The following is a 20,610-nucleotide window of genomic DNA, read 5'->3' on the forward strand; positions in this document are numbered from 1 at the left end:
AACGCCCAACAGCGGGTCAGCCCGCGATCCCGGCAGGCACGGGTTGTGAGGCAATCAACCGCAGGCGCTGCGTGGCACGGGTCATGGCCACGTACAGGTCCCCCACCTTGCCGTGCTCGTGGTTGAGCATGACGGAGGGTTCCAGGACCACGACGCCGTCGAACTCCAGGCCCTTTGCCTCGCGCGGGCTGATCACCACGATGTCCTGTTCGTAGCTGCCGGCGCCGGTGCCGATCCTGCGCCCATACATGGCGCGCAGGGCTGCCGTGGCCTCGGGCAGGAGGTCACCGTCGGCAATGACGGCGAGCAGGCCGCCGTCGAGCGCCTTGATTTCCTCCGGGAGGACCTCCACCAGCTTGCTGACCACTGCGCCCTGCCCGACTTCGTCAATGATGGGCGCCCAGCGCCCCTCGCGTACCGCCTTGGGCGCGGACACCACCAGGCCCGCGGCGTTGGCCATCCTGACGGCTGCTTCGGCAATCTGGGAAGGCGTGCGGTAGTTGACGGTGAGCTCCTCCAGCTGCCAGCGGTCGCCGAACATGGGGGCCAGTGCCCCCTGCCAGGAGTTGGCGCCTGCCACGGAACTGGTCTGGGCAATGTCGCCCACAATGGTGAAGGACTTCAGTGGGCAGCGCCGGACCAGCAGCCGCCACTGCATGGGCGAGAGTTCCTGCGCTTCATCCACCACGATGTGCCCGAAGGCCCAGGTGCGGTCGCTCGTGGCGCGTTCTGCGGCCGTCTGCCGGGCTTCCTGCTCCCGGTTCTGCTCGGCCAGTTCCTCCGCGGACATCAAAGGGTCCACGCCGGCGGCTTCCATGTTGACCAGGGTCTGCTTGGCGTTGGCCAGGTCACGGGCCCGGTCATGCTCCTGCTGGGCCAGTCCGCGCCCGGCAGCCGGGTCCAGCTCGCCGAGCAGTTCGGCGGCCTCGTCCAACAGCGGCACATCGGATTCGGTCCAGGGGGCGTCTGCGGGACGCTGCAGCAGCGCCCGCTCGGCGGGGGTCAGGTTGGGGGTGCAGAATTCAAGGATTTGCGGCTTGCTGAACAGATCGGAGATCAGCTTCTCCGGTGTCATGGGCATCCAGCACAGGTTCAGCGCAATCCGCACGTCCCGGGCGGTCCGGACGTCCTCGGCAAGGTATGAGCGGTCCGCGTTGTTGCCGAGGTTGCCGGCTTCGACGAGCTCCGTCATCTGTTCAGTCAGTTCCCGCAGCAGGATCTTCACGAACGTCACCCGTGCCTCGTTGTAAGGCTTTCCGGTGGCACGGGCGCGTTCCCGGGCCCGCCGGACCTGCCGGGGCGTCAGCGTGAGCTTGCGGCCGTCCACTTCGAGGATCCGGTTCTGCGCCGGGACGCGCATGCGGTTGGACACCGCGTTGGCCACGATGGCAGCCATGTCCAGGCGGCCCTTGATGGCGGCCACGTCCGCGTCGGTTTCGGGAACGGCATTGATGCCGGGCATCAGGCGGCCCACACTCGCCATGACAACACCGGTCTCGCCGAGCGAGGGCAGCACCCGTTCGATGTATTTCATGAACGACGACGACGGCCCCACCAGCAGCACACCTGCACTCTTGAGACGGTCACGGTGGGTGTACAACAGGTAGGCGGCACGGTGCAGGGCCACGGCGGTCTTGCCGGTGCCCGGGCCGCCCTGGACGACGACGGCGCCGGAGATGGAGGACCGGATGATCCGGTCCTGTTCCGACTGAATGGTGCTGACGATGTCCGACATGCGGCCGGTCCGCTTGGAGTTCAGGGCAGCGAGCAGGGCGCCTTCGCCCTGCAGCGATTCGTCGTCCGTGAGCATTCCGGCGTCCAGGACGTCGTCCTCGATGGCTTTGACTTCGCGTCCCTGCAGGATCAGGTGCCGGCGGCGGCGCACACCCTGCCGGTCGAAGGCCGTGGCCTGGTAGAAGTGGCCCGCCTCGGGTGCCCGCCAGTCCACCATCAGCCGCTGCAGGTCCTCGGTGGTCAGTCCGATGCGGCCAATGTACTGCGCCTCGCCGGAGTCCAGGTCCAGGCGGCCGAAGACCAGCCGGTCATCCACCGCATCCAGCTGCGCCAGGCGGTCCTCATACAGTGCGGCGAACGCATCACGTTCGGAAACGTTCTGCATGGTGCCCACGGCTCCGGCGCGCCGGACCTGCGCAAGCTGGCGGCGCTTTTCCTCCCGGAGTTCCTCCAGCCGGGCATACAGGCCGGCTACATACTCCCGTTCGTGGGCCAATTCGGCGTCGTGCATTAACGTTCCCCTATCGCGAAAGACAGACCGTCCATTCTACAACCATTTCCGTTAACGCTTGTGAAACGTTGCAGCCGGTGACAGGCCTTCCTGCTGCTTCCTGATCCGGGGCTTGGCCGCCTTGTATTTGGAGACGGTGGGGTCCCTGGTGAGCCAGAACCGCCAGGCGTATTCCTCCGACCCCCCGGCCCCGGCCACGCCCACCCGCGGACCGGAGCTGACGGGACCACTGGTGCCGGAGGGAAGCTCCAGGCCAAAAGGCGGAGCCAGCGCGTCCCGGCCGCTGTCCGCCGTCGTCAATCCCAGCGCTTTGGCGAGGCGGGCCGGACCGCTGGCCAGGTCGGCGGGACTTTTTGACGTCGGACGGCGCCGTTGCGCCAGTTCCAGGCCGTCCACCACCTCGCCCGCGCGCAGCAGCAGGGCGGACGCGACGCCGGCAGGGCCGCAAACGATGTTGGTGCAGTGGTGCATGCCGTAGGTGAAGTACACATAAAGGTGGCCGGCCGGACCGAACATCGGGGCGTTGCGCGGGGTGGGACCGCGGTAGGTATGGGAGCCGGGGTCCGGGTGCAGGGAATCCTCGGGCCCAAGGTACGCCTCAACCTCGGTGAGCCGGATGGACACGGCGCCTTCCCTGGACTGGTGCGTCAGGACGGCACCCAGCAGTTGCGGAGCAAGCTCGCGGGCATCCCCGGACAGGAAGCTCCGAAGCTGCCCGGCGTCCGAAGTACTTTCGTTCATTGCTTGACCTTACCCAGATGGGGCGCCTTCAGCTCCCGGGAATGCGGCCGGGCACCGGATTCCGGGCGTCCACGGCCATGTCCGATTTCCGCTAGTACCTGCCGTGGCAGGCTGGCAGGATGAAGGAATGGACTTCTGGCAGCGCTACCGGGCAATCGATGCCCGCGACCCCCGGTTCGACGGCCAGTTCTATACGGCCGTCCGCACCACGGGGATTTACTGCCGTCCCTCGTGCCCGGCCCGGACGCCCAAGGCGTCAAACGTGACGTTCTACGAGACGTCCGCCGCAGCACACGAGGCAGGCTACCGCGCCTGTAAGCGCTGCCTCCCGGAGGCGGTGCCGGGTACACCGGCGTGGAACGTGCGTCAGGACGTTGCGGGCCGGGCGATGCGGCTGATCAACGACGGCGTGATCAACCGGGACGGGGTTGCCGGTCTGGCCTCCCGCCTGGGCTATTCGCCCCGCCAGCTCAACCGGATCCTGGGACAGGAGCTCGGCGCCGGTCCCCTGTCGCTGGCCCGGGCTGCAAGAGCCCAAACCGCGCGGACGCTGTTGGTGTCCACCTCCATGAAGCTGGCCGATATCGCCTTCGCCGCCGGGTTCAGCAGCGTGAGGCAGTTCAACGAAACCATCGCCGAAGTGTTCGACATGACCCCCACGGCCCTGCGCAATTCGGCTCCGGTCAGGACGGTCCGGCACCCGGTCACCGGCGGCGGCACGACGGCCCTGACCCTGGGCCTGCCCTACCGTCCGCCGTTCGATCCGGGCATCTTCTCGTTCCTGGCCGTCCGCGCCCTCCCAGGGATTGAAGAGGGCACGTCCACCTCCTACTCACGGACCCTTCGGCTCCCCCACGGCGACGCGCGCTTCCGGGTGGCGTACGACGGCGGCACGCGGGAAGGGCAGCTCACCCTCACCGTGGGCGCGGTGGACCTTCGCGACCTTCCGGCACTGCTGAGCCGGGTGCGGCGGCTGTTCGACCTGGACGCGGACCCGGAAGCCATTGACGCCGCCCTCGCAGCCGATCCGCGGCTTGCTGCCACGGTCGCCTCCGCTCCCGGAATGCGGCTGCCGGGGGCGCTGGACCCGCAGGAGCTGCTGGTCCGGGCCATGGTGGGCCAGCAGATTACAGTGGCTGCGGCTCGGACCGCACTGACCCAGCTGTCCGCGGCCGGCAGTCCCAGCAGTACCGCCGGCGACGGCCTGGACAGGCTTTTCCCCACCCCGGCCCAAATAGCCGCAGCCGGACATCTGCTGAGCGGCCCCAGGAGGCGGACCGAATCGCTGCTCCAGGCAGTATCAGCCATGGCCGCCGGAGAACTGGAGTTCGGTTATGGGGACGACCCCGCAAGCCTGGGCGCCAAACTGCTGCCTTTGCCGGGGGTGGGACCATGGACCGCAGGGTACGTGGCCATGCGGGTCCTGGGTGCCCCGGACATCTTCCCTGCCAATGACGCCGCCGTGCGGAACGGAATCCGCGCCCTCGATAATGGGGAGAGCACCCTCAGCACTGACTTCCGGGAGACCAGCCCGTGGCGCTCCTACGCCACCATGCACCTGTGGCGCGCCGCGGCACGGCCCGCACTGACAACAACCGTTCCCGCGAAAGGGATGCCATGAAAGCTCAACTGTTGCAGCTGTCCACACCGGACGGACCATTCACCATCCTTGCCCGGGATGGCGTGGTCCTTGCTTCGGGGTGGACGGCGGGCCTTGCCGAACTGACCGGACAGGTCCATCCCGCACTACGGCCCGACGGCGTGGAGGAGGTAACGGACCTCGGCGGGATCTCATCCGCCGTCGAGGCCTTCTACGACGGCGACCTCGCCCCGGCCATGGCAGTCCCGGTCCTGCAGCAGTCCGGCCCGTTCCGTGCCCATGCGTGGGAGGTGCTGCGCCTGGTCAAACCCGGCTCACCGGTCACGTACACGGAGTATGCGGCCCTTGCGGGCAATCCGCGTGCGGTGCGGGCCGCGGCCAGCGCGTGTGCCTTTAATGCGGCGGCGTTGTTTGTGCCGTGCCACCGCGTGATCCGGACGGACGGCTCACTGGGCGGTTTCCGCTGGGGCCTGCGCATCAAGGAGAGCCTGCTGTCCCGCGAGGCCGCCTGACGCCTGGCAACTCCCCCAGCCCCCTGCCTTGCTGTATCACTTGTGGTCCCTAAAACCCCGGTTTAGGGACCACACGTGATGGAGCAAGGAGGTGTTACTTGGGGTCGGGCATCGCCGAGGGCCAGGGCAGCAGGACGGGCAGGTCGGTGCCGTCCCCGGCGGCAGTGGCCCGGAGGCTGTCCAGCGATGGCTTCCGCCCCGCAAGCCATGCAGCAATGTCCGTGACCATGCCACTGACGACGACGGTGCTGCCGCCGGCACCGAGGGCCAGCGGCGGAAGTGCCACCGGCTGCAGGACCAGCCGGGTTTCGGCCGGGACGCGGGCCGCCAGGAAGTCGAAAAGGTGGGAGCAGAATTCCCGGTTCCAGGTTTCGGGTCCCGTGCCGGTATCCAGGTCCGCGGTATGAATGACCAACTCGCGCCAGAGCGCCAGCCCGGCGTCGAAGATCACTCCGTCACGGAACACGATGTGCGTCTGCCACTCATCCTCGCCCAGCGCATCGAAAGCAGCCAGTACGCGCTGCAGCGCTGCATCGACGTCATCGCGGTGCTGCTCGACGCTGTGTCCCGCCGCGAGGTCGATGGCGCGGTTGCGTCCTTCCACGCCGCCGTCGTAAAGCTCCACCGTTTCGCCGCGGCGGCCGTACTCCACCTGCCGGGCCAAAGCTTCGCAAATGCCGGTGATGTGGGCCAGGAGGTGGCCGCGGCTCCAGCCGGGAAGGGTGGACGGAGCGCTTTCACCGCCGTCTGGAATGCGGTCCATGGCGGCGGTCAGCGCGTCGGCGGCCTTGTGCAGTTCAGCCAGCAGCACGGCAGGGGAAGGAGAGGTCATGCGGCCAGCCTAGCCGAGCAACCAGGCGGCCCAGGTACTTAATCCAGCAGGGTTCCGTCAGGCCCCACACGGTGCCGGACATGGTTGCCGTCATTGCTGGCCTGCCAGAACTCGATCTCGGTGGGCTGAACGGCGTAAAGCTGCCAGCGCGAATTGTCGCTGCCATCGGCCCGTGGCCGCTCGTGCCAGTCCACTGCGGACGCCGCCGCGGAGAGTTCGGCCACGGTGCCGACCACCCGGACCTGGCGGCCAAGGGCCGGCCAGTAGAAGTTCATGGCAGCACGTGGTTCGGCGGCCAGTTCCCGGCCCTTGCGCGAGGTGCGGGACGTGGCAAAGTGCCAGCCGTCGTCGTCAATGTTCTTCAGGATCAGCATCCGCGAGGACGGCTGCTGCCCGCCCCCGGGCGCTGCGGCTACCGTGGCCAGGCTGAACGCGTGCGGCTGCTGCTCCCCCGCGTCCAGTGCCTCGTCCAGCCACTGCTTGAACAGCAGCGCCGGGTCCTGCGGTCCGTTGCCGGGATCGAATCCGGGCAGGTCTGACGGAAAGTCGGGAAGCGTGCGAAGGAACTTGCGGAAGGTTTCGCTCATGGAGCCAGCCTAGCGGCCACTTTAAAAGCCGCGAGATGACACTTCACGGCAGTGTTTGCGGAAAACATTGCTGCAAAGTGCCATCTCGCGGAGGGTGCGGGCGTTGAGCATCCCGCCCAGGTGTTACTTGGCGTACTCGCGCACGCCCGCGAGCTCGCCTTCCAGCGCAGTGAGCTGGCGTTCGACGGCGGCCGGCGCCGTGCCGCCCTGCGAGTTCCGGCTGTTGAGCGAACCCTCCGTGGACAGCACGGATCGGACCTCAGGGGTGAGGTGCGCCGAAATGGCCGCATACTCTTCGTCGGTAAGGTCCCACAGCTCCACGCCGCGGGATTCCGCCTGCTTGACGGCCGCGCCGGAAAGCTCGTGCGCCTCGCGGAACGGAACACCCTGGCGGACCAGCCATTCCGCGATGTCGGTGGCCAGCGCGAAGCCCTGCGGCGCCAGTGACTCCATCCGCTCGGTGTTGAACGTCAGCGTGGCGATCATGCCGGACACGGCCGGGAGCAGCAGCTCCAGGGTGTCGGCGGCGTCGAACACCGGCTCCTTGTCCTCCTGCAGGTCGCGGTTGTACGCCAGCGGCAGGCCCTTGAGCGTGGCCAGCAGCCCGGTCAGGTTGCCGATCAGGCGCCCCGCCTTGCCGCGGGCCAGCTCCGCCACGTCCGGGTTCTTCTTCTGCGGCATGATCGAGGACCCCGTGGAGTAAGAGTCATGCAGCGTGACGAAGGAGAACTCCTTGGTGGCCCAGAAGATGACTTCCTCCGAGATGCGGGACAGGTCCACGCCGATCATCGAGCAGACCCACGCGAACTCGGCGAAGACGTCGCGGGACGCGGTGCCGTCGATCGAGTTGTGGGTTGCGGAGAAGAAGCCAAGGTCAGCGGCTACAGCTTCCGGGTCCAGGCCCAGCGAAGAACCGGCCAGCGCACCTGAGCCATAGGGCGACACGCCTGCCCGCTTGTCCCAGTCCTGAAGCCGCTGCACGTCGCGCAGCAGCGCCCAGGCGTGGGCCAGCAGGTGGTGGCTGAGCAGGACCGGCTGGGCATGCTGGAGGTGGGTGCGGCCCGGCATGGCAACACCCTGATGGGCTTTGGCCTGCTCCACGAGCGCGTCCACCGTAGCCAGGACGCCGCGCGCGATGATCTTTGCATGGTCGCGCAGGAACATGCGGCCCAGCGTGGCCACCTGGTCGTTGCGGGACCGGCCGGCACGGAGCTTGCCGCCCAGCTGGGCACCTGCCCGTTCGATCAGCCCGCGTTCCAGCGACCCATGCACGTCCTCATCGGACTCGGCGGGCAGGTAGGCGCCGGACGCCACGTCCTCGTCCAGCCGGCCCAGCGCTGCGAGCATGCCTTCCAGCTCGGCGTCGTCCAGCAGCCCGGCCTTGTGCAGCACGCGGGCGTGCGCCTTGGAACCGGCAATGTCGTAGCGCGCCAGGCGCCAGTCAAAGTGCGTGGACTTGCTCAGTGCCGCGAGGGCGTCCGCGGGGCCGCCGGCGAACCGGCCGCCCCACAAGGCTCCCGCGTTGGTAGCTTCGGTCTTGGGCTCAGCCACAGGGGCTACTTCCCTGCGACCCGGATGTCGCGGCCGGAGGCAACCTTGGCGGACATGCCCCACAGCTCAATGAAGCCCTTGGCCTGGGACTGGTCGAAGGTGTCGCCGGTGTCGTAGGTGGCCAGCGAGAAGTCGTACAGCGAGGTGTCGGAGCGGCGGCCGTTGACGATGGCCTGGCCGCCGTGCAGGGTCATGCGGATGTCGCCGGAGACGTACTTCTGGGTGTCCTCGATGAAGGCGTCCAGGGAGCGCTTGAGCGGGGAGAACCACTGGCCGTCGTAGACCAGCTCGGCCCAGCGCTGGCCAACGGTGGCCTTGAAGCGGGCCTGCTCGCGCTCAACCGTGATGTCCTCGAGGTGCTTGTGCGCGGTGATCAGCGCCATGGCGCCCGGAGCTTCGTAGATCTCACGGGACTTGATGCCCACCAGGCGGTCCTCGACGACGTCGATCCGGCCCACGCCCTGGGCGCCGGCGCGGCGGTTAAGTTCCTTGATGGCCTGCAGCGGGGTGACCTTGACGCCGTCGATCGCCACCGGCACGCCGGCTTCGAAGGAGATGGTGACCTCATCCGGTGCCGGCGGGAACTCCGGGGTGGCGGTGTAGTCGTAGATGTCCTTGGTGGGCGCGTTCCAGATGTCTTCAAGGTAGCCCGTTTCCACGGCGCGTCCCCAGACGTTCTGGTCGATGGAGTACGGGTTCTTCTTGGTGGTCTCGATGGGCAGTCCCTTTTCCTCGGCGAAGGCGATGGCCTTGTCGCGGGTCAGGGCGAGGTCGCGGACCGGTGCGATGCACTTCAGGTCCGGGCCCAGGGTCTGGATGCCCACTTCGAAGCGGACCTGGTCGTTGCCCTTGCCCGTGCAGCCGTGCGCCACGGTGGTGGCACCGAATTCGCGGGCGGCCTTCACCAGGTGCTTGACGATGACCGGACGGGAGATGGCGGACACCAGCGGGTAGTGGCCCTGGTAGAGGGCGTTGGCCTTCAGCGTGGGCACGCAGTACTCGTTGGCGAACTCGTCCGACGCGTCGGCCACGTAGGCCTCGACGGCGCCGCAGCCCAGGGCGCGCTGGCGGATGGTTTCCAGCGATTCGCCGCCCTGTCCGACGTCGACCGCCACGGCGATGACCTCGGCACCGGTGGCTTCACCGATCCAGCCGATGGCGACGGACGTGTCCAGGCCGCCGGAGTAGGCCAGCACAATGCGTTCAGTCACTTTAGATGCTCCTTGTTGGGATTGGTTGTTTCGTTGTCGTCAAGCTTATTGCCCGGTTTCCTCGGCCATTTGCAGGAAGCGGACTGCGAGGTCCGGGCCGCCCCAGCGGGTCGCGGGAGACCAGCAGGACGGTGTCGTCGCCGGCGATGGTTCCCAGGATGGACGGCATCACCGAGTGGTCGATCGCCAGGGCCAGGAAGTTCGCGGCCCCTGGCGGGGTGCGGAGGACGGCGATGTTGGCGGAGGCTTCGGCGGTGACCAGCAGTTCGCTGCAGAGCCGGGCCAGCCGCGCGTCCAGGATTTCCTGGGTCACGCCGCTCTTCGCTGCCCGTTCACCGCCTTCGCCGGGAACGGCGTAGACCAGGACGCCTTCCTTGCCGCGGACGCGGACGGCGCCCAGTTCCACCAGGTCCCGTGACAGCGTGGCCTGGGTGACCTGCACGCCGTCGTCGGCCAGCAGCGCCGCAAGCTCAGCCTGGGAACGCACGGACTGCCCGGTGAGGATGGCGGTGATGCGCGCCTGCCGGGCGGTCTTGGTGGCCGGGCTGGTGCCCGGAGTGGACGGCTGGGCGGACACTAGAACGTGCTCTCTCCGGTGCCTTCGACGGGGGAAAGGCCATCGACGAAGGCCAGGCCCGAGCGGTGCATCAGCCATGCCATCAGCGCCTTCTGGGCGTGGAGACGGTTTTCCGCCTCGTCCCAGACGATGGACTGCGGGCCGTCGATGACGTCGGCGGAAATCTCGTAGCCGCGGTAGGCGGGGAGGCAGTGAAGTACGACGGCGTCATCCGCGGCGAGTGCCATGGCGTCCGAGTCGACGGAGTAGTCCCGGAAGAGCTGCATCCGGGCTTCCTTTTCGGCTTCCTGTCCCATGGATACCCAGGTGTCGGTGGCGACGACGTCGGCACCCTTCAGCGCTTCCTTGGCATCGGTGGTGATGAGGACTGAACCGCCGGTTTCGGCCGCACGTTCCTCTGCCGCCGCCACGATCTCCGCGGCCGGCAGATAGCCCTCCGGCCCGGCGATGCGCACGTGCATGCCGGCGGTGACCCCGGCAAGCAGGTAGGAGTTGGCCATGTTGTTGGCGGCGTCGCCCAGGTAGCTCATGGTGAGCCCCTTGAGGTTGCCCTTGTGTTCCTTGACCGCCAGCAGGTCGGCCAGGAGCTGGCACGGGTGGTAGTCATCGCACAGGGCGTTGATGACGGGGACCCTGGAGTTCTCTGCCATGGCCACCAGGCCGGCATGCGGGCCGGTGCGCCACACGATGGTGGAGACCATCCGTTCGAGCACCTTGGCGGTGTCCTCCACGGATTCCTTGTGCCCGATCTGCGCCTCGCCGGGGTTGATGATCAGGGCGCTGCCGCCCATGTCCGCGATCCCGGTGGCGAATGAGACCCGGGTCCGGGTGGAGGTCTTGTCGAAGATCACGGCCACGGTCTTGCGGCCGCTGCCTTGCGCGGCGAATGGCTGGACGCTGTAAGGGGCGGCCTTCATGCGGGCGGCGAGCTCAAGGACTTCGGCCTGTTCGGCGGGGCTGAGGTCGGTGTCCTTGAGGAAGTGCCGGGTTGCGGTGGTCACTGGGCGTCCTTAGCGGTCTGGAGGATTGCCGGGAATGCGGCGAGGAAGGTGTCGGCCTGTGCCGTGGTGAGGATCAGCGGCGGCGCCAGGCGGATGGTGCGGGGACCCGGGCTGTTGACGATGAAGCCGGCGTCGAGGCCGGCCTGCACCACGGCGGGGGCTACGTCGGCGTCCAGGTCGAACCCGATCAGCAGCCCTTCGCCCCGCACCTCGGTCACGCCCGGGATCGCGGCCAGCGCGGAGCGCAGGTGCTCCCCCACCGCCGTGGCGTTGGCCAGGACATTCTGGCTTTCGAGGGCGTGGAGGGTGGCGAGGGCGGCCGCCGTGGCCACGGGGTTTCCGCCGAAAGTGGTGCCGTGCTGGCCGGCGGACAACAACGACGACGTCTGCTCACCCATGGTGATCAGGGCACCAATGGGGAAACCACCGCCCAGTCCCTTGGCCAGGGTGATGGCGTCGGGGACGATCCCGGCGTCCTCGCTGGCGAGCCACTTTCCGGTGCGTCCGATTCCGGTCTGGACCTCGTCCAGGATCAGCAGGGCCCCGGTCCTTGCCGTCAACTCCCGCGCAACTTTCAGGTAGCCCGGGGGCAGCGGCCGGACACCGGCCTCTCCCTGAATGGGCTCCAGGAAGACTGCCGCCACGGTTTCGTCCACGGCGTCCTTGAGTGCCTCGACGTCCCCAAACGGGATGTGCACCACGCCACCGGGCAGCGGTTCAAAGGGCGCCCGGTAGGCTTCCTTGGCCGTGAGCGCCAGTGCCCCCATGGTCCGGCCGTGGAAGGCGCCCTCAAGTGCGATGATTTTGGTGCGCTTAACCCCGCTGCTGCCCGTGTTGCGGCGGGCCAGTTTAAAGGCGGCCTCGTTGGCTTCCGTGCCGGAGTTGCTGAAGAACACCTTGGAGCCGGCGGGAGCATGGGCCAGTTCCAGGAGTTTTTCGGCCAGTGCCACCTGGGTAGGGCTGGTGAAGAAGTTGGAGACGTGGCCCAGGGTGGCCAGCTGGCTGGCGATGACTGACGTCACAAAGGGGTGCGCGTGGCCCAGGGCGTTGACGGCGATACCGCCCAGCAGGTCCAGGTATTCCTTGCCGTCGGCGTCCCACACCAGGCAGCCTGCACCGCGGACCAGGACCCGCTGGGGCGTGCCGAACACGTTCATGAGGGAGCTGGAGTAGCGGGAAAGCCACTCGGAGCCTGCGTGGCCCGTGGTCTCGACCAGCTCGGTCACTGATGAGTTTTCCATCGTGTTCATGCGTTCACTTCCTCGTCCGGGACTACCTGGGTGCCAATACCCGCCGTCGTAAATGTTTCAAGAAGCATGGAGTGGGCCAGGCGGCCGTCCACGATGTGTGCCCGTTCAACGCCCTCGTCAACGGCCTTGAGGCAGGCAGCCATCTTGGGGATCATTCCTGATTCGAGCCGGGGCAGCATCTGCCGCAGTTCCGACGCCGTGAGGGATGAGACCAGCGAGGACTTGTCCGGCCAGTTGGCGTAGAGGCCCTCGACGTCGGTCAGGATCACCAGCTTGGAGGCGCCCAGCGCCGAGGCCACGGCGGCCGCTGCGGTGTCCGCATTGACGTTCAGGACCTGGCCCGTGGGCTGGAACCGGGCAGTGCCCGCCACGCCCTCTCCGCCGTCGACAATTTCCGGGGCCACCGTGGAGATCACCGGAATGCGCCCCGCGTCGAGGATGTCAACGATGCCGGCGGGGTCCACGCCCACCACCTCGCCCACCAGCCCGAGGTCCACCTCTTCGCCGTCCACCACGGTGCCGGTGCGCACGGCGCGCAGCAGTCCGCCGTCTTCGCCGGACATGCCCACGGCGTAGGGCCCGTGGGAGTTGATCAGGCCCACCAGTTCGCGTCCCACCTGGCCGGTGAGGACCATGCGGACCACGTCCATGGCTTCGGGGGTGGTGACGCGAAGGCCGCCCTTGAACTCGGATTCAATGCCCAACCGGCCCAGCATGGAGTTGATCTGGGGGCCGCCGCCGTGGACCACCACGGGGTGGATGCCCACATGGTGGAGGAAGACGATGTCTTCGGCGAAGGCGCGGCGCAGTTCGTCGTTGACCATGGCGTTGCCGCCGTACTTGATCACCATGGTGGTTCCGGCGAACCGCTGGATCCAGGGAAGGGCCTCGATCAGGGTTGCCGCCTTGTCCTGCGCAGCGGACATGCTGGTGGTTTCACGCGTCTGGGTGTTCATGTTGTCACTTTCCACAGCGGTTCATGCCTCGGGCGGGCAAATGGCTGGCGGAGCCCCTAGCTGGAGTAGGCGCTGTTCTCGTGCACGTAGTCGTGGGTGAGGTCATTGGTCCAGATGGTGGCTTCGGCGTTGCCTGCCTGCAGGTCGATCTCCACCAGCACCTCGCGCGGCTCCAGGTCCACCAGGCTCCGGTCGTCCCCAATGCTGCCGTTGCGGCAGATCTGGACGCCGTTCATGGCCACGTTGAGCTTGTCCGGTTCGAAGACGGCGTCCGTGGTGCCCACGGCGGAGAGCACGCGGCCCCAGTTAGGGTCCTTGCCGAAGATGGCGGCCTTGAACAGGTTGGAGCGGGCCACCGAGCGGCTGACCGTTTCGGCGTCGGCTTCGCTGGCGGCGTTGAAGGTGCGGATGGCGATGTCGTGGCTGGCTCCCTCGGCATCGGCGATCAGCTTCCGGGCCAGCTCGGCGCACACCTGGGTCAGGCCCTCGCTGAATGCTTCGGCGGAGGGAACGGCACCGGCGGCGCCGGAAGCCAGGAGGACCACAGTGTCGTTGGTGGACATGCAACCGTCGGAGTCGGCGCGGTCGAAGGTGACGCGCGTGGCATCGCGGAGGACGACGTCGAGCAGTTCCGGCTGCACCATGGCATCCGTGGTGAGCACCACCAGCATGGTGGCCAGGCCGGGTGCCAGCATGCCGGCGCCCTTGGCGATCCCGCCGATGCTGAACTCCTGGCCGTCGGCGTCGGTGCCGATGAAGAGGGCCGACTTCGGCACGCTGTCAGTGGTCATGATGGCGGTGCCCGCAGCCGGGCCGCCGTCGGTGCTGAGTTCTGCAGCAGCGGCCTCAATGCCGGGCAGGATCTTGTCCATGGGCAGCTGTTCGCCGATCAGCCCGGTGGAGCAGACAAACACGTCGGTGGCCGAAATGCCCAGGACCTCGGCCACTTTCTCGGCCGTGCTGTGGGTGTTCTGGAAGCCGGTGGGGCCGGTGCAGGCGTTGGCTCCGCCGGAGTTGAGGATGACGGCATCCACGCGGCCATCGGAGACCACCTGGCGGGACCAGTGCACGGGGGCTGCTGCCACGCGGTTGCTGGTGAAGACGGCGGCGGCCGCCTTGGAGGGGCCGTCATTGACGACCAGGGCGAGGTCCGGGTTGCCGGAGGCCTTGAGTCCGGCAGTGACGCCGGCTGCCCGGAATCCCTGGGGTGCGGTGATGGTCACGGGGCTACTCCCTGGAGGTTCAGGCCGGCGGTTTCGGGCAGGCCGACTGCGATGTTCATGGACTGCACGGCGCCGCCGGCGGTGCCCTTGGTGAGATTGTCAATCACGCAGGTGACGATGACCCGTCCCGTGTGCGCGTCGAAGGCCAGCTGCATGGCGGCGTGGTTGGAGCCCTGGACGGACTGGGTCGCGGGCCACTGGCCCTCGGACAGCACGTGGACGAACGGCTCGTCGTCGTACGCTTCGGTCCATGCCTGGCGAAGCTGCGCTGCGGTGGTGCCGGCTTTGACCCTGGCGGTGGCGGTGGTCAGGATGCCGCGGCTCATGGGAGCAAGGGTGGGGGTGAAGGAAACATTGACCTTTTCCCCGGCCGCATTGGAAAGGCCCTGCTCGATCTCGGGGGTGTGCCGGTGTCCGCCACCCACGCCGTAAGGACTCATCGAACCCATGACTTCGGAGCCGATCAGGTTGACCTTCGCGGCCTTGCCCGCGCCCGAGGTGCCGGAGGCGGAAACGATAACAACGTCGTCCGGCTCCAGCAGGTTCGCCGCGAAGCCGGGGGTCAGGGCAAGGAGGGCCGAGGTTGGGTAGCAGCCGGGAACGGCAATGCGCTTGGCGCCCTTGAGGGCCTCACGCTGCCCGGGCAGCTCCGGAAGCCCGTAGGGCCAGGTGCCGGCGTGGGGCGAGCCGTAGAATTTCTCCCACGCGGCGGGGTCCTCGAGGCGGTGGTCCGCGCCGGCATCGATGACGACTGTCCCTTCGGGAAGCTGGGCAGCGATCTCGGCGGAGGCACCGTGCGGCAGCGCCAGGAAGACGACATCATGGCCGGAGAGGTTCTCCACGGTGGTGTCTTCGAGGATGCGGCTGGCCAGCCCATGCAGGTGCGGCTGCAGTTCACCGAGGCGGGAACCGGCATTGCTGTGGGCTGTGATGGCACCGATGGTCACACCGGGGTGTCCGGCGAGAAGGCGAAGGACCTCTCCCCCGGCGTAGCCGCTGGCTCCCGAAACCGCAACAGAAATAGTCATGCTCCGACTATACAGCAATAGTTATGCACTGGTATCGATATTTATGCATGCGAGTCCCGCCGCAAGGAATAGTTTCGGGACTTGCCGTCCCTGTCAGCAGTATCCATAGGATGGATTCGGCAGCCGGGGCCGGAAACGCCGGAACCCGCGAAAGGAGAGCCATGACGCACGCAATCGTCGCACGGCAGGCAGGCGGACCGGAAGTCCTTGAGTACGCAGAGGTTCAGACCCCTGCCCCGGGACCGGGCCAGGTGCTCTTCAAAGTCGGGGCGGCGGGCGTCAATTTCATCGACACTTACAAGCGCAGCGGGGCCTACAAAGTCCAGTACCCGTTCACCCCCGGCACGGAAGCCGCGGGCACCGTGGAGGCAGTGGGCGAGGGCGTTACCGGTTTCTCAGTCGGTGACTTGATAGCCACGGCCGAGGGCATCAACTGCTACGCGGACCACGCCCTGGTGGATGAGGATGCCGCGCTTCCTGTGCCCAAAGGCCTGGACGTCTTTACCGCCGCAGCCCTCCCCCTCCAGGGCATCACCGCCCACTACCTGATGAACTCAACTTTTAAGGTGGAGCAAGGCCTCAAGGTCCTGCTGCATGCCGGAGCGGGCGGGGTTGGGCTGCTGCTGATCCAGCTGCTCAAGGCCCGCGGAGCAGAGGTTCTCACTACGGTCTCCACGGACGAAAAGGAGCAGTTGGCGCTTGAGGCCGGGGCGGACCACGTGCTGCGGTACGACGGCTTCGCGGAGCGGGTGCGGGACATCACGGGCGGCACGGGCGTGGACGTGGTCTACGACGGCGTGGGGAAGGATACTTTCGACGGCTCGCTGGCCGCCCTGCGGGTCCGGGGAATGCTGGTGCTGTTCGGCGCCGCGTCCGGCCCTGTTCCGCCGTTCGACCCGCAGCGCCTGAACGCCGGCGGCTCCCTGTTCCTCACCCGGCCCACTATGGGCCATTACCTGCGGGACGCCGTGGAACGGCGCTGGCGCTCGAACGAGGTCTTTGCCGCCGCCGCCGACGGGAGCCTGAAGGTCCGGATCGGCGCGCGCTACGCGTTGAGCCAGGCAGCCCAGGCGCACCGTGACCTGGAGGGCCGGAAGACCACTGGCAAGGTCCTCCTGGTGCCCTGATACCTGGTCCTTTTGGACCATGAACAACCATGACGGCGGTTCGCAGCCTGAGCGCGGCGGTTGTACATGGGGCGTCCACACCCTGGCCCTGGGATGGCTGAACAGGGCTTTCGGCCCACCCCAAAGGCAGCCCCAGGGTGGGACACTCGGCCAATGACGGATCAACGAAACCTGCGCCGACTTCCTGCCGCCGGAGCACTTATCTGTGTTCCGGCCTGCTGGTTTGCGTTCCGGCGCCTCCAACTGCGCTGGGGTGCAACCCCCGAGGAGGCGGGCGGGCAACTGCCCGGTGATGACCTGATCGCTGTCGCCGGTCTGCAGGCAACGCGGTCTGTCACCGTCCATGCCCCGGCAGAACGGGTGTGGCCCTGGCTGGTGCAGATGGGCCAGCGCCGAGGGGGACTCTACAGCTACGATTTCCTGGAGAACCTCGCCGGCCTGGACATCCACAGCGCGGACCGCATCCATCCTGAGTGGCAGGACATCAAAGTGGGGGACCCTGTCCATCTGGCACCCACGGACTCCTCGAATCTGGAGGTGGCGCTCCTTGAACCGGAAAGGGCGCTCGTCCTGCGCATCCCCCCAAGTTCAGCGCCCGGCCCCTTCGACTTCACCTGGGCCTTCATCCTCCAACCCAAGCCAAACGACACCACCCGACTCGTTGTCCGTGAGCGGTACGCCTATCGGCAATGGTGGGCACGGTTCCTGGTCGAGGCCGTGGAAGTCGCCAGCTTCGTCATGTCCCTGCGCATGCTCCACGGGATCAGGAGCCGGGCCGAGGGACTCACTTAAAGGAACAGGCTGCAGACCGCAGCCATCCCCGGGCAAGTACATTCACATCGCCAGGGATACCAGTAACAGGATGGAGAGTCCTCAATCATGGACAGTCCCAGGCGGCCAGCTCAATTGCCCCCGAAAATCCTGCGCATTCCCGCGGCAATCCTCGCCGCGGTAGCTGTCTATCACCAGTTCCTCCGCCCGCTCCACCTCCACTGGGGAGCAAACAAGGACGAAGAAGAACGCCCAATGCCAGGCGACGAGTTCGTGAACGATCCGTACCTGACGACAACCAGGGCCGTGTCCATCAAGGCCCCTCCCGGCAGCATCTGGCCATGGCTTGTGCAAATGGGCGACAGGCGCGGTGGGCTGTACAGCTACGACGTCTTGGACCGGGCCTTCGGTATCCTGAGCGGCCCAAGCGCCGGCAGGATACTTCCCGAGTTCCAAGGGCTTGCGGCAGGTGACGTGATTCCCCTGGGCAAGGGCCCGGACTGGCCGGTCAGGATCCTTGACGCCGAACGGGCCATGGTACTGGAACCGGTCTCCGGCCGCGTCAGTTGGTGTTTCGCGCTGTACCCGGAGGAAGACCACACACGGTTGGTGAGCCGGGTACGCATCCGGATCTACACAAAGGTCGTCCTCTGGATTCTGGCGCCGCTGGTCGATGCATGCTGGTTCGTTATGGAGCGAAGGATGCTCAAGGGAATCCGTCAACGTGCCGAGAAACCTAGGAAGTAAGAAAGTTCTGCGCCTTCAGCATGTTCGAACAGTTGGCGCCGTAACGAAGAAATCCCCGCACCCAATTCGAGGGGTGCGGGGACTTCTATTTGGGGGGTGTCCTGCTTACCGCTGGACCGCTCCGAAGCGTTCCGCGGCCAAGGCAACTGCCTGCTCACGCGCAGCAGAGGCTTCGTCTGCGGTGAGGGTGCGGTCAGCTGCCCGGAACCGAAGGCCGAAGGCCAGCGACTTCCTGCCTTCCTCGATGCCCTTGCCTGCGTAGACGTCGAACAGCGCAACGTCCTCCAGCAGCTCGCCGGCGCCTTCACGCAGCGCCTCGAGGACCTCGTCCGCGGGCACGTCGGCAGGAACAACGAGTGCAACGTCCTGGGTGGCTACCGGGTACGTGGAGATGTGGCGGGCCACGATCACGTCCGGTGCCGCCTCAAACAGGGCGTCGGCGTCGAGTTCGAGTGCCACCGAACGGGCAGGCATGTCCGAAGCTGCCAGCAGCTTGGGGTGCAGTTCGCCCGCGTAGCCCACGGTCTCCCCTGTCCGCAGCGCCAGGCGGGCGGTGCGGCCGGGATGGAACGCCTGGTGGCTGCCCTGGCTGACCACCAGGTCGACGCCGAGGACGTCGCCGGCGAGGCGGGCAACATCCAGCGCATCGGCCCAGTCCCACTGCCGGGGGGTGTGCCCCGTGGCGGCCGGGGAATCATGACCGGTGAGGACGGCAGCCACATGGAACGGCTGGTCCGGGACGCCGTCATACAGTGCATCGAGCACCTCGGCGTCAGGCTTGGCGCCCAGCGGCGGGATCGAAGCTGTGCCCACGGTCCCGGCCGGCAGGAACACCAGGCCGGACTCGAACAGGGCAAGATCACGGAAGCCCCGCGAGTGGTTCCGCTTGGCCACCTCGATCAGCCCAGGGAGGATGGAGGTCCGCAGGAAGCCCTGCTCCTCGCTGATGGGGTTGGCCAGCTTGACCGCACTCCGCTCCGCGCCCTGTTCGGCCACGCCGAAGGTGTCGTTGGCTGCCTTGGACACGAACGGGTAGGACAGCACCTCGGTCAGCCCGGCATCAGCCAGGGACTGGATCAAGCGCCGGCGCTGCTGCTGGACCCGGGTCAGTCCACGGCCCGGAGGGGCAACCGGCAGGGTGGCGGGGATCTTGTCGTAGCCCACCAGCCGGGCGATTTCCTCGGTCAGGTCTTCCTTGGTCTCCAGGTCGCTGCGCCAAGTAGGCGGCGTAACGCTCCAGCCGCCGTCGTTCTTTTCGACGACAGCGCCCAGGTCTTCAAGGGAGGTGACAATCTGCTCTTCAGTGAAGTCGATGCCGATGCGCGCGGCGGCGAAGCCGGCGGGCAGTCCAATGGTGATGGTCTCCGGTGCCGTGCCCACGTCGGTGCCGGCGTCATCGGCGGTGCCGCCGGCCAGTTCCACCAGGAGGTCAACCACGCGCTGGGCGGCAATGCCCGCCACCTGCCAGTCAACCCCGCGCTCGAAACGCTTGGACGCCTCGGACGGCAGCTTGTGGCGGCGCCGCGAGCGCCCAATGGACACCTCGTCGAAGTGTGCAGCTTCCACCAGGATGTTCGACGTCGAGTCGCTCACCTCGGTGGCCGCACCGCCCATGACGCCCGCAATACCGATGGCACCGGAGTCGTCGGTGATGAGCAGGTCCTCGGTGTCAAGGGCGCGTTCCTTGCCGTCCAGGGTGGTGATCTTCTCACCTGCCGAGGCACGCCGCACTACGATCTCGCCGGACAGCTTGTCCTGGTCGTAGCAGTGCGTGGGCTGGCCCAGCTCCAGCATGACGTAGTTGGAGATGTCCACGGGCAGCGAAATGGAGCGGATGCCTGCCAGCCGGAGCCGTGACACCATCCATGGTGGAGTGGGCCTGGTGGCATCGACGCCGCGGACAGTCCGGGCCACGAAGCGGTCGCAGCCGGGCTTGCCGTAGATGGGCGCATCGTCGTTGAGCTTGACGCCGTAGCCGCCCGACAGCCCTGCAGGGGCGTTGACCTTGGCTGCCGGGTCCGTGAAGGCGGTTCCGGTGGCATGCGCATACTCGCGGGCCACGCCGCGGATGGAGAAGGCGTAGCCGCGGTCCGGGGTGACGTTGATTTCCGCAGCCTCGTCGTACAGGCCCAGCAGCTCCATGGCGTCGGTGCCGATTTCCGGGTCAAGCCCGATGCGGGACAGCACCAGGATGCCGTCGTGGTCCTCGCCGATGCCCAGTTCGCGGACCGAGGCGATCATGCCGGCCGACAGGTGGCCGTAGGTCTTGCGGGCCGAGATGTGGAAGTCGCCGGGCAGCACGGCACCCGGAAGCGTGACCACCACCTTGTCGCCCTCCACGAAGTTGTGGGCGCCGCAGATGATGCCCTGGACACCGGAGGGGTCAATCCCGTCTCCGGTGAGGGTCTGCTCCTGCCCTTCGGGGACAACGCGGACCTGGCACCAGTTGATGGTCTTGCCGTTGGTCTGCGGCTCCTTGACCAGGCTCAGGACCTGGCCCACCACGATGGGGCCCTTCAGCGTGTCCGTGGGGCGGTGGACCGCTTCTTCCTCGAAGCCGACCTTGACCAGCTCGGCCATGACATCTTCGGCCGTTGCACCGGCCGGTACGGCCGCGAATTCACGCAGCCAGGAAAGTGGGATACGCACTG

The 20,610-nt window shown here is 67.4% G+C and carries 17 protein-coding genes and 1 pseudogene; 5 read left to right on the forward strand and 13 right to left on the reverse strand.

Annotated elements, in window-relative coordinates:
* Positions 1-16: 16 nt before the first annotated feature.
* Together QFZ60_RS12975 and QFZ60_RS12980 are read right to left on the reverse strand one after the other, a co-directional pair.
* Positions 17-2,245: an AAA family ATPase gene (locus tag QFZ60_RS12975; RefSeq protein ID WP_307090880.1), complete on the reverse strand. Its 2,229-nt coding sequence runs from the start codon at positions 2,243-2,245 to the stop codon at positions 17-19.
* A gap of 51 nt (positions 2,246-2,296) precedes the next feature.
* The gene (locus QFZ60_RS12980) at positions 2,297-2,986 is read right to left on the reverse strand and encodes a DNA-3-methyladenine glycosylase (RefSeq protein ID WP_307090882.1); all 690 of its coding nucleotides are present in this window, start codon (positions 2,984-2,986) and stop codon (positions 2,297-2,299) included.
* A gap of 127 nt (positions 2,987-3,113) precedes the next feature.
* Between QFZ60_RS12980 and QFZ60_RS12985 the strand changes: the two genes are divergently transcribed.
* Both QFZ60_RS12985 and QFZ60_RS12990 read left to right on the forward strand, forming a co-directional pair.
* The gene (locus QFZ60_RS12985) at positions 3,114-4,607 is read left to right on the forward strand and encodes an AlkA N-terminal domain-containing protein (protein ID WP_307090884.1); all 1,494 of its coding nucleotides are present in this window, start codon (positions 3,114-3,116) and stop codon (positions 4,605-4,607) included.
* A complete protein-coding gene (locus tag QFZ60_RS12990; RefSeq protein WP_307090886.1) occupies positions 4,604-5,098 on the forward strand; it encodes a methylated-DNA--[protein]-cysteine S-methyltransferase in 495 nt (164 codons plus the stop codon). The genes QFZ60_RS12985 and QFZ60_RS12990 overlap by 4 nt, the downstream gene beginning before the upstream one ends.
* Before the next feature lie 94 nt (positions 5,099-5,192).
* Here QFZ60_RS12990 and QFZ60_RS12995 read toward each other — a convergent pair whose 3' ends face one another.
* The 10 genes and pseudogenes from QFZ60_RS12995 to argC all read right to left on the reverse strand — a co-directional run bounded on the left by QFZ60_RS12995 (position 5,193) and on the right by argC (position 15,314).
* Positions 5,193-5,930, reverse strand: a complete 738-nt coding sequence (locus QFZ60_RS12995; RefSeq protein ID WP_307090888.1) for a maleylpyruvate isomerase family mycothiol-dependent enzyme — start codon at positions 5,928-5,930, stop codon at positions 5,193-5,195.
* Between the two features lie 38 nt (positions 5,931-5,968).
* Positions 5,969-6,517: a pyridoxal 5'-phosphate synthase gene (locus QFZ60_RS13000; RefSeq protein ID WP_307090889.1), complete on the reverse strand. Its 549-nt coding sequence runs from the start codon at positions 6,515-6,517 to the stop codon at positions 5,969-5,971.
* Positions 6,518-6,640: 123 nt separating this feature from the next.
* Positions 6,641-8,068, reverse strand: a complete 1,428-nt coding sequence (gene argH, locus QFZ60_RS13005) for an argininosuccinate lyase (protein WP_307090892.1) — start codon at positions 8,066-8,068, stop codon at positions 6,641-6,643.
* 5 nt (positions 8,069-8,073) lie between these two features.
* Entirely contained in the window at positions 8,074-9,279 is a 1,206-nt protein-coding gene (locus tag QFZ60_RS13010) for an argininosuccinate synthase (RefSeq protein ID WP_056338239.1), read from the reverse strand.
* A 45-nt stretch (positions 9,280-9,324) separates the two neighbouring features.
* Positions 9,325-9,856: pseudogene (locus QFZ60_RS13015) on the reverse strand (arginine repressor).
* Positions 9,856-10,857, reverse strand: a complete 1,002-nt coding sequence (gene argF / locus QFZ60_RS13020; protein ID WP_307090894.1) for an ornithine carbamoyltransferase — start codon at positions 10,855-10,857, stop codon at positions 9,856-9,858. Before argF ends, QFZ60_RS13015 begins: the two are co-directional and overlap by 1 nt.
* Entirely contained in the window at positions 10,854-12,107 is a 1,254-nt protein-coding gene (locus QFZ60_RS13025; protein ID WP_307090895.1) for an acetylornithine transaminase, read from the reverse strand. The genes argF and QFZ60_RS13025 overlap by 4 nt, the downstream gene beginning before the upstream one ends.
* A complete protein-coding gene (gene argB, locus QFZ60_RS13030; RefSeq protein WP_307090897.1) occupies positions 12,104-13,063 on the reverse strand; it encodes an acetylglutamate kinase in 960 nt (319 codons plus the stop codon). The genes QFZ60_RS13025 and argB overlap by 4 nt, the downstream gene beginning before the upstream one ends.
* A 56-nt stretch (positions 13,064-13,119) precedes the next feature.
* Entirely contained in the window at positions 13,120-14,286 is a 1,167-nt protein-coding gene (gene argJ, locus QFZ60_RS13035; RefSeq protein ID WP_307090898.1) for a bifunctional glutamate N-acetyltransferase/amino-acid acetyltransferase ArgJ, read from the reverse strand.
* A complete protein-coding gene (gene argC / locus QFZ60_RS13040; RefSeq protein ID WP_307090900.1) occupies positions 14,283-15,314 on the reverse strand; it encodes an N-acetyl-gamma-glutamyl-phosphate reductase in 1,032 nt (343 codons plus the stop codon). Before argC ends, argJ begins: the two co-directional genes overlap by 4 nt.
* A gap of 161 nt (positions 15,315-15,475) precedes the next feature.
* Here argC and QFZ60_RS13045 point away from each other — a divergent pair, with 161 nt between their 5' ends.
* The 3 genes from QFZ60_RS13045 (at position 15,476) to QFZ60_RS13055 (ending at position 17,959) form a co-directional block, all read left to right on the forward strand.
* Complete coding sequence (locus QFZ60_RS13045; protein WP_307090902.1) at positions 15,476-16,441, forward strand: quinone oxidoreductase; 966 nt, start codon at positions 15,476-15,478, stop codon at positions 16,439-16,441.
* Positions 16,442-16,594: 153 nt separating this feature from the next.
* Positions 16,595-17,233, forward strand: a complete 639-nt coding sequence (locus QFZ60_RS13050; protein ID WP_307090904.1) for an SRPBCC family protein — start codon at positions 16,595-16,597, stop codon at positions 17,231-17,233.
* Between the two features lie 114 nt (positions 17,234-17,347).
* The gene (locus QFZ60_RS13055) at positions 17,348-17,959 is read left to right on the forward strand and encodes a hypothetical protein (protein WP_307090906.1); all 612 of its coding nucleotides are present in this window, start codon (positions 17,348-17,350) and stop codon (positions 17,957-17,959) included.
* A 105-nt stretch (positions 17,960-18,064) separates the two neighbouring features.
* Here QFZ60_RS13055 and pheT read toward each other — a convergent pair whose 3' ends face one another.
* Entirely contained in the window at positions 18,065-20,608 is a 2,544-nt protein-coding gene (gene pheT, locus QFZ60_RS13060; RefSeq protein ID WP_307090908.1) for a phenylalanine--tRNA ligase subunit beta, read from the reverse strand.
* Positions 20,609-20,610 lie beyond the last annotated feature (2 nt).

The organism is Arthrobacter sp. B2I5, assembly GCF_030816735.1.
GTDB lineage: Bacteria > Actinomycetota > Actinomycetes > Actinomycetales > Micrococcaceae > Arthrobacter.

Excerpts from the sequence above, each read along its gene's own strand:
- QFZ60_RS12975 (WP_307090880.1), bottom strand. The coding sequence starts at position 2,245 with ATGCACGACGCCGAATTGGCCCACGAACGGGAGTATGTAGCCGGCCTG.
- QFZ60_RS12980 (WP_307090882.1), bottom strand. The coding sequence starts at position 2,986 with ATGAACGAAAGTACTTCGGACGCCGGGCAGCTTCGGAGCTTCCTGTCC.
- QFZ60_RS12985 (WP_307090884.1), top strand. The coding sequence starts at position 3,114 with ATGGACTTCTGGCAGCGCTACCGGGCAATCGATGCCCGCGACCCCCGG.
- QFZ60_RS12990 (WP_307090886.1), top strand. The coding sequence starts at position 4,604 with ATGAAAGCTCAACTGTTGCAGCTGTCCACACCGGACGGACCATTCACC.
- QFZ60_RS12995 (WP_307090888.1), bottom strand. The coding sequence starts at position 5,930 with ATGACCTCTCCTTCCCCTGCCGTGCTGCTGGCTGAACTGCACAAGGCC.
- QFZ60_RS13000 (WP_307090889.1), bottom strand. The coding sequence starts at position 6,517 with ATGAGCGAAACCTTCCGCAAGTTCCTTCGCACGCTTCCCGACTTTCCG.
- QFZ60_RS13025 (WP_307090895.1), bottom strand. The coding sequence starts at position 12,107 with ATGAACACGATGGAAAACTCATCAGTGACCGAGCTGGTCGAGACCACG.
- argB (WP_307090897.1), bottom strand. The coding sequence starts at position 13,063 with ATGAACACCCAGACGCGTGAAACCACCAGCATGTCCGCTGCGCAGGAC.
- argC (WP_307090900.1), bottom strand. The coding sequence starts at position 15,314 with ATGACTATTTCTGTTGCGGTTTCGGGAGCCAGCGGCTACGCCGGGGGA.
- QFZ60_RS13045 (WP_307090902.1), top strand. The coding sequence starts at position 15,476 with ATGACGCACGCAATCGTCGCACGGCAGGCAGGCGGACCGGAAGTCCTT.
- QFZ60_RS13050 (WP_307090904.1), top strand. The coding sequence starts at position 16,595 with ATGACGGATCAACGAAACCTGCGCCGACTTCCTGCCGCCGGAGCACTT.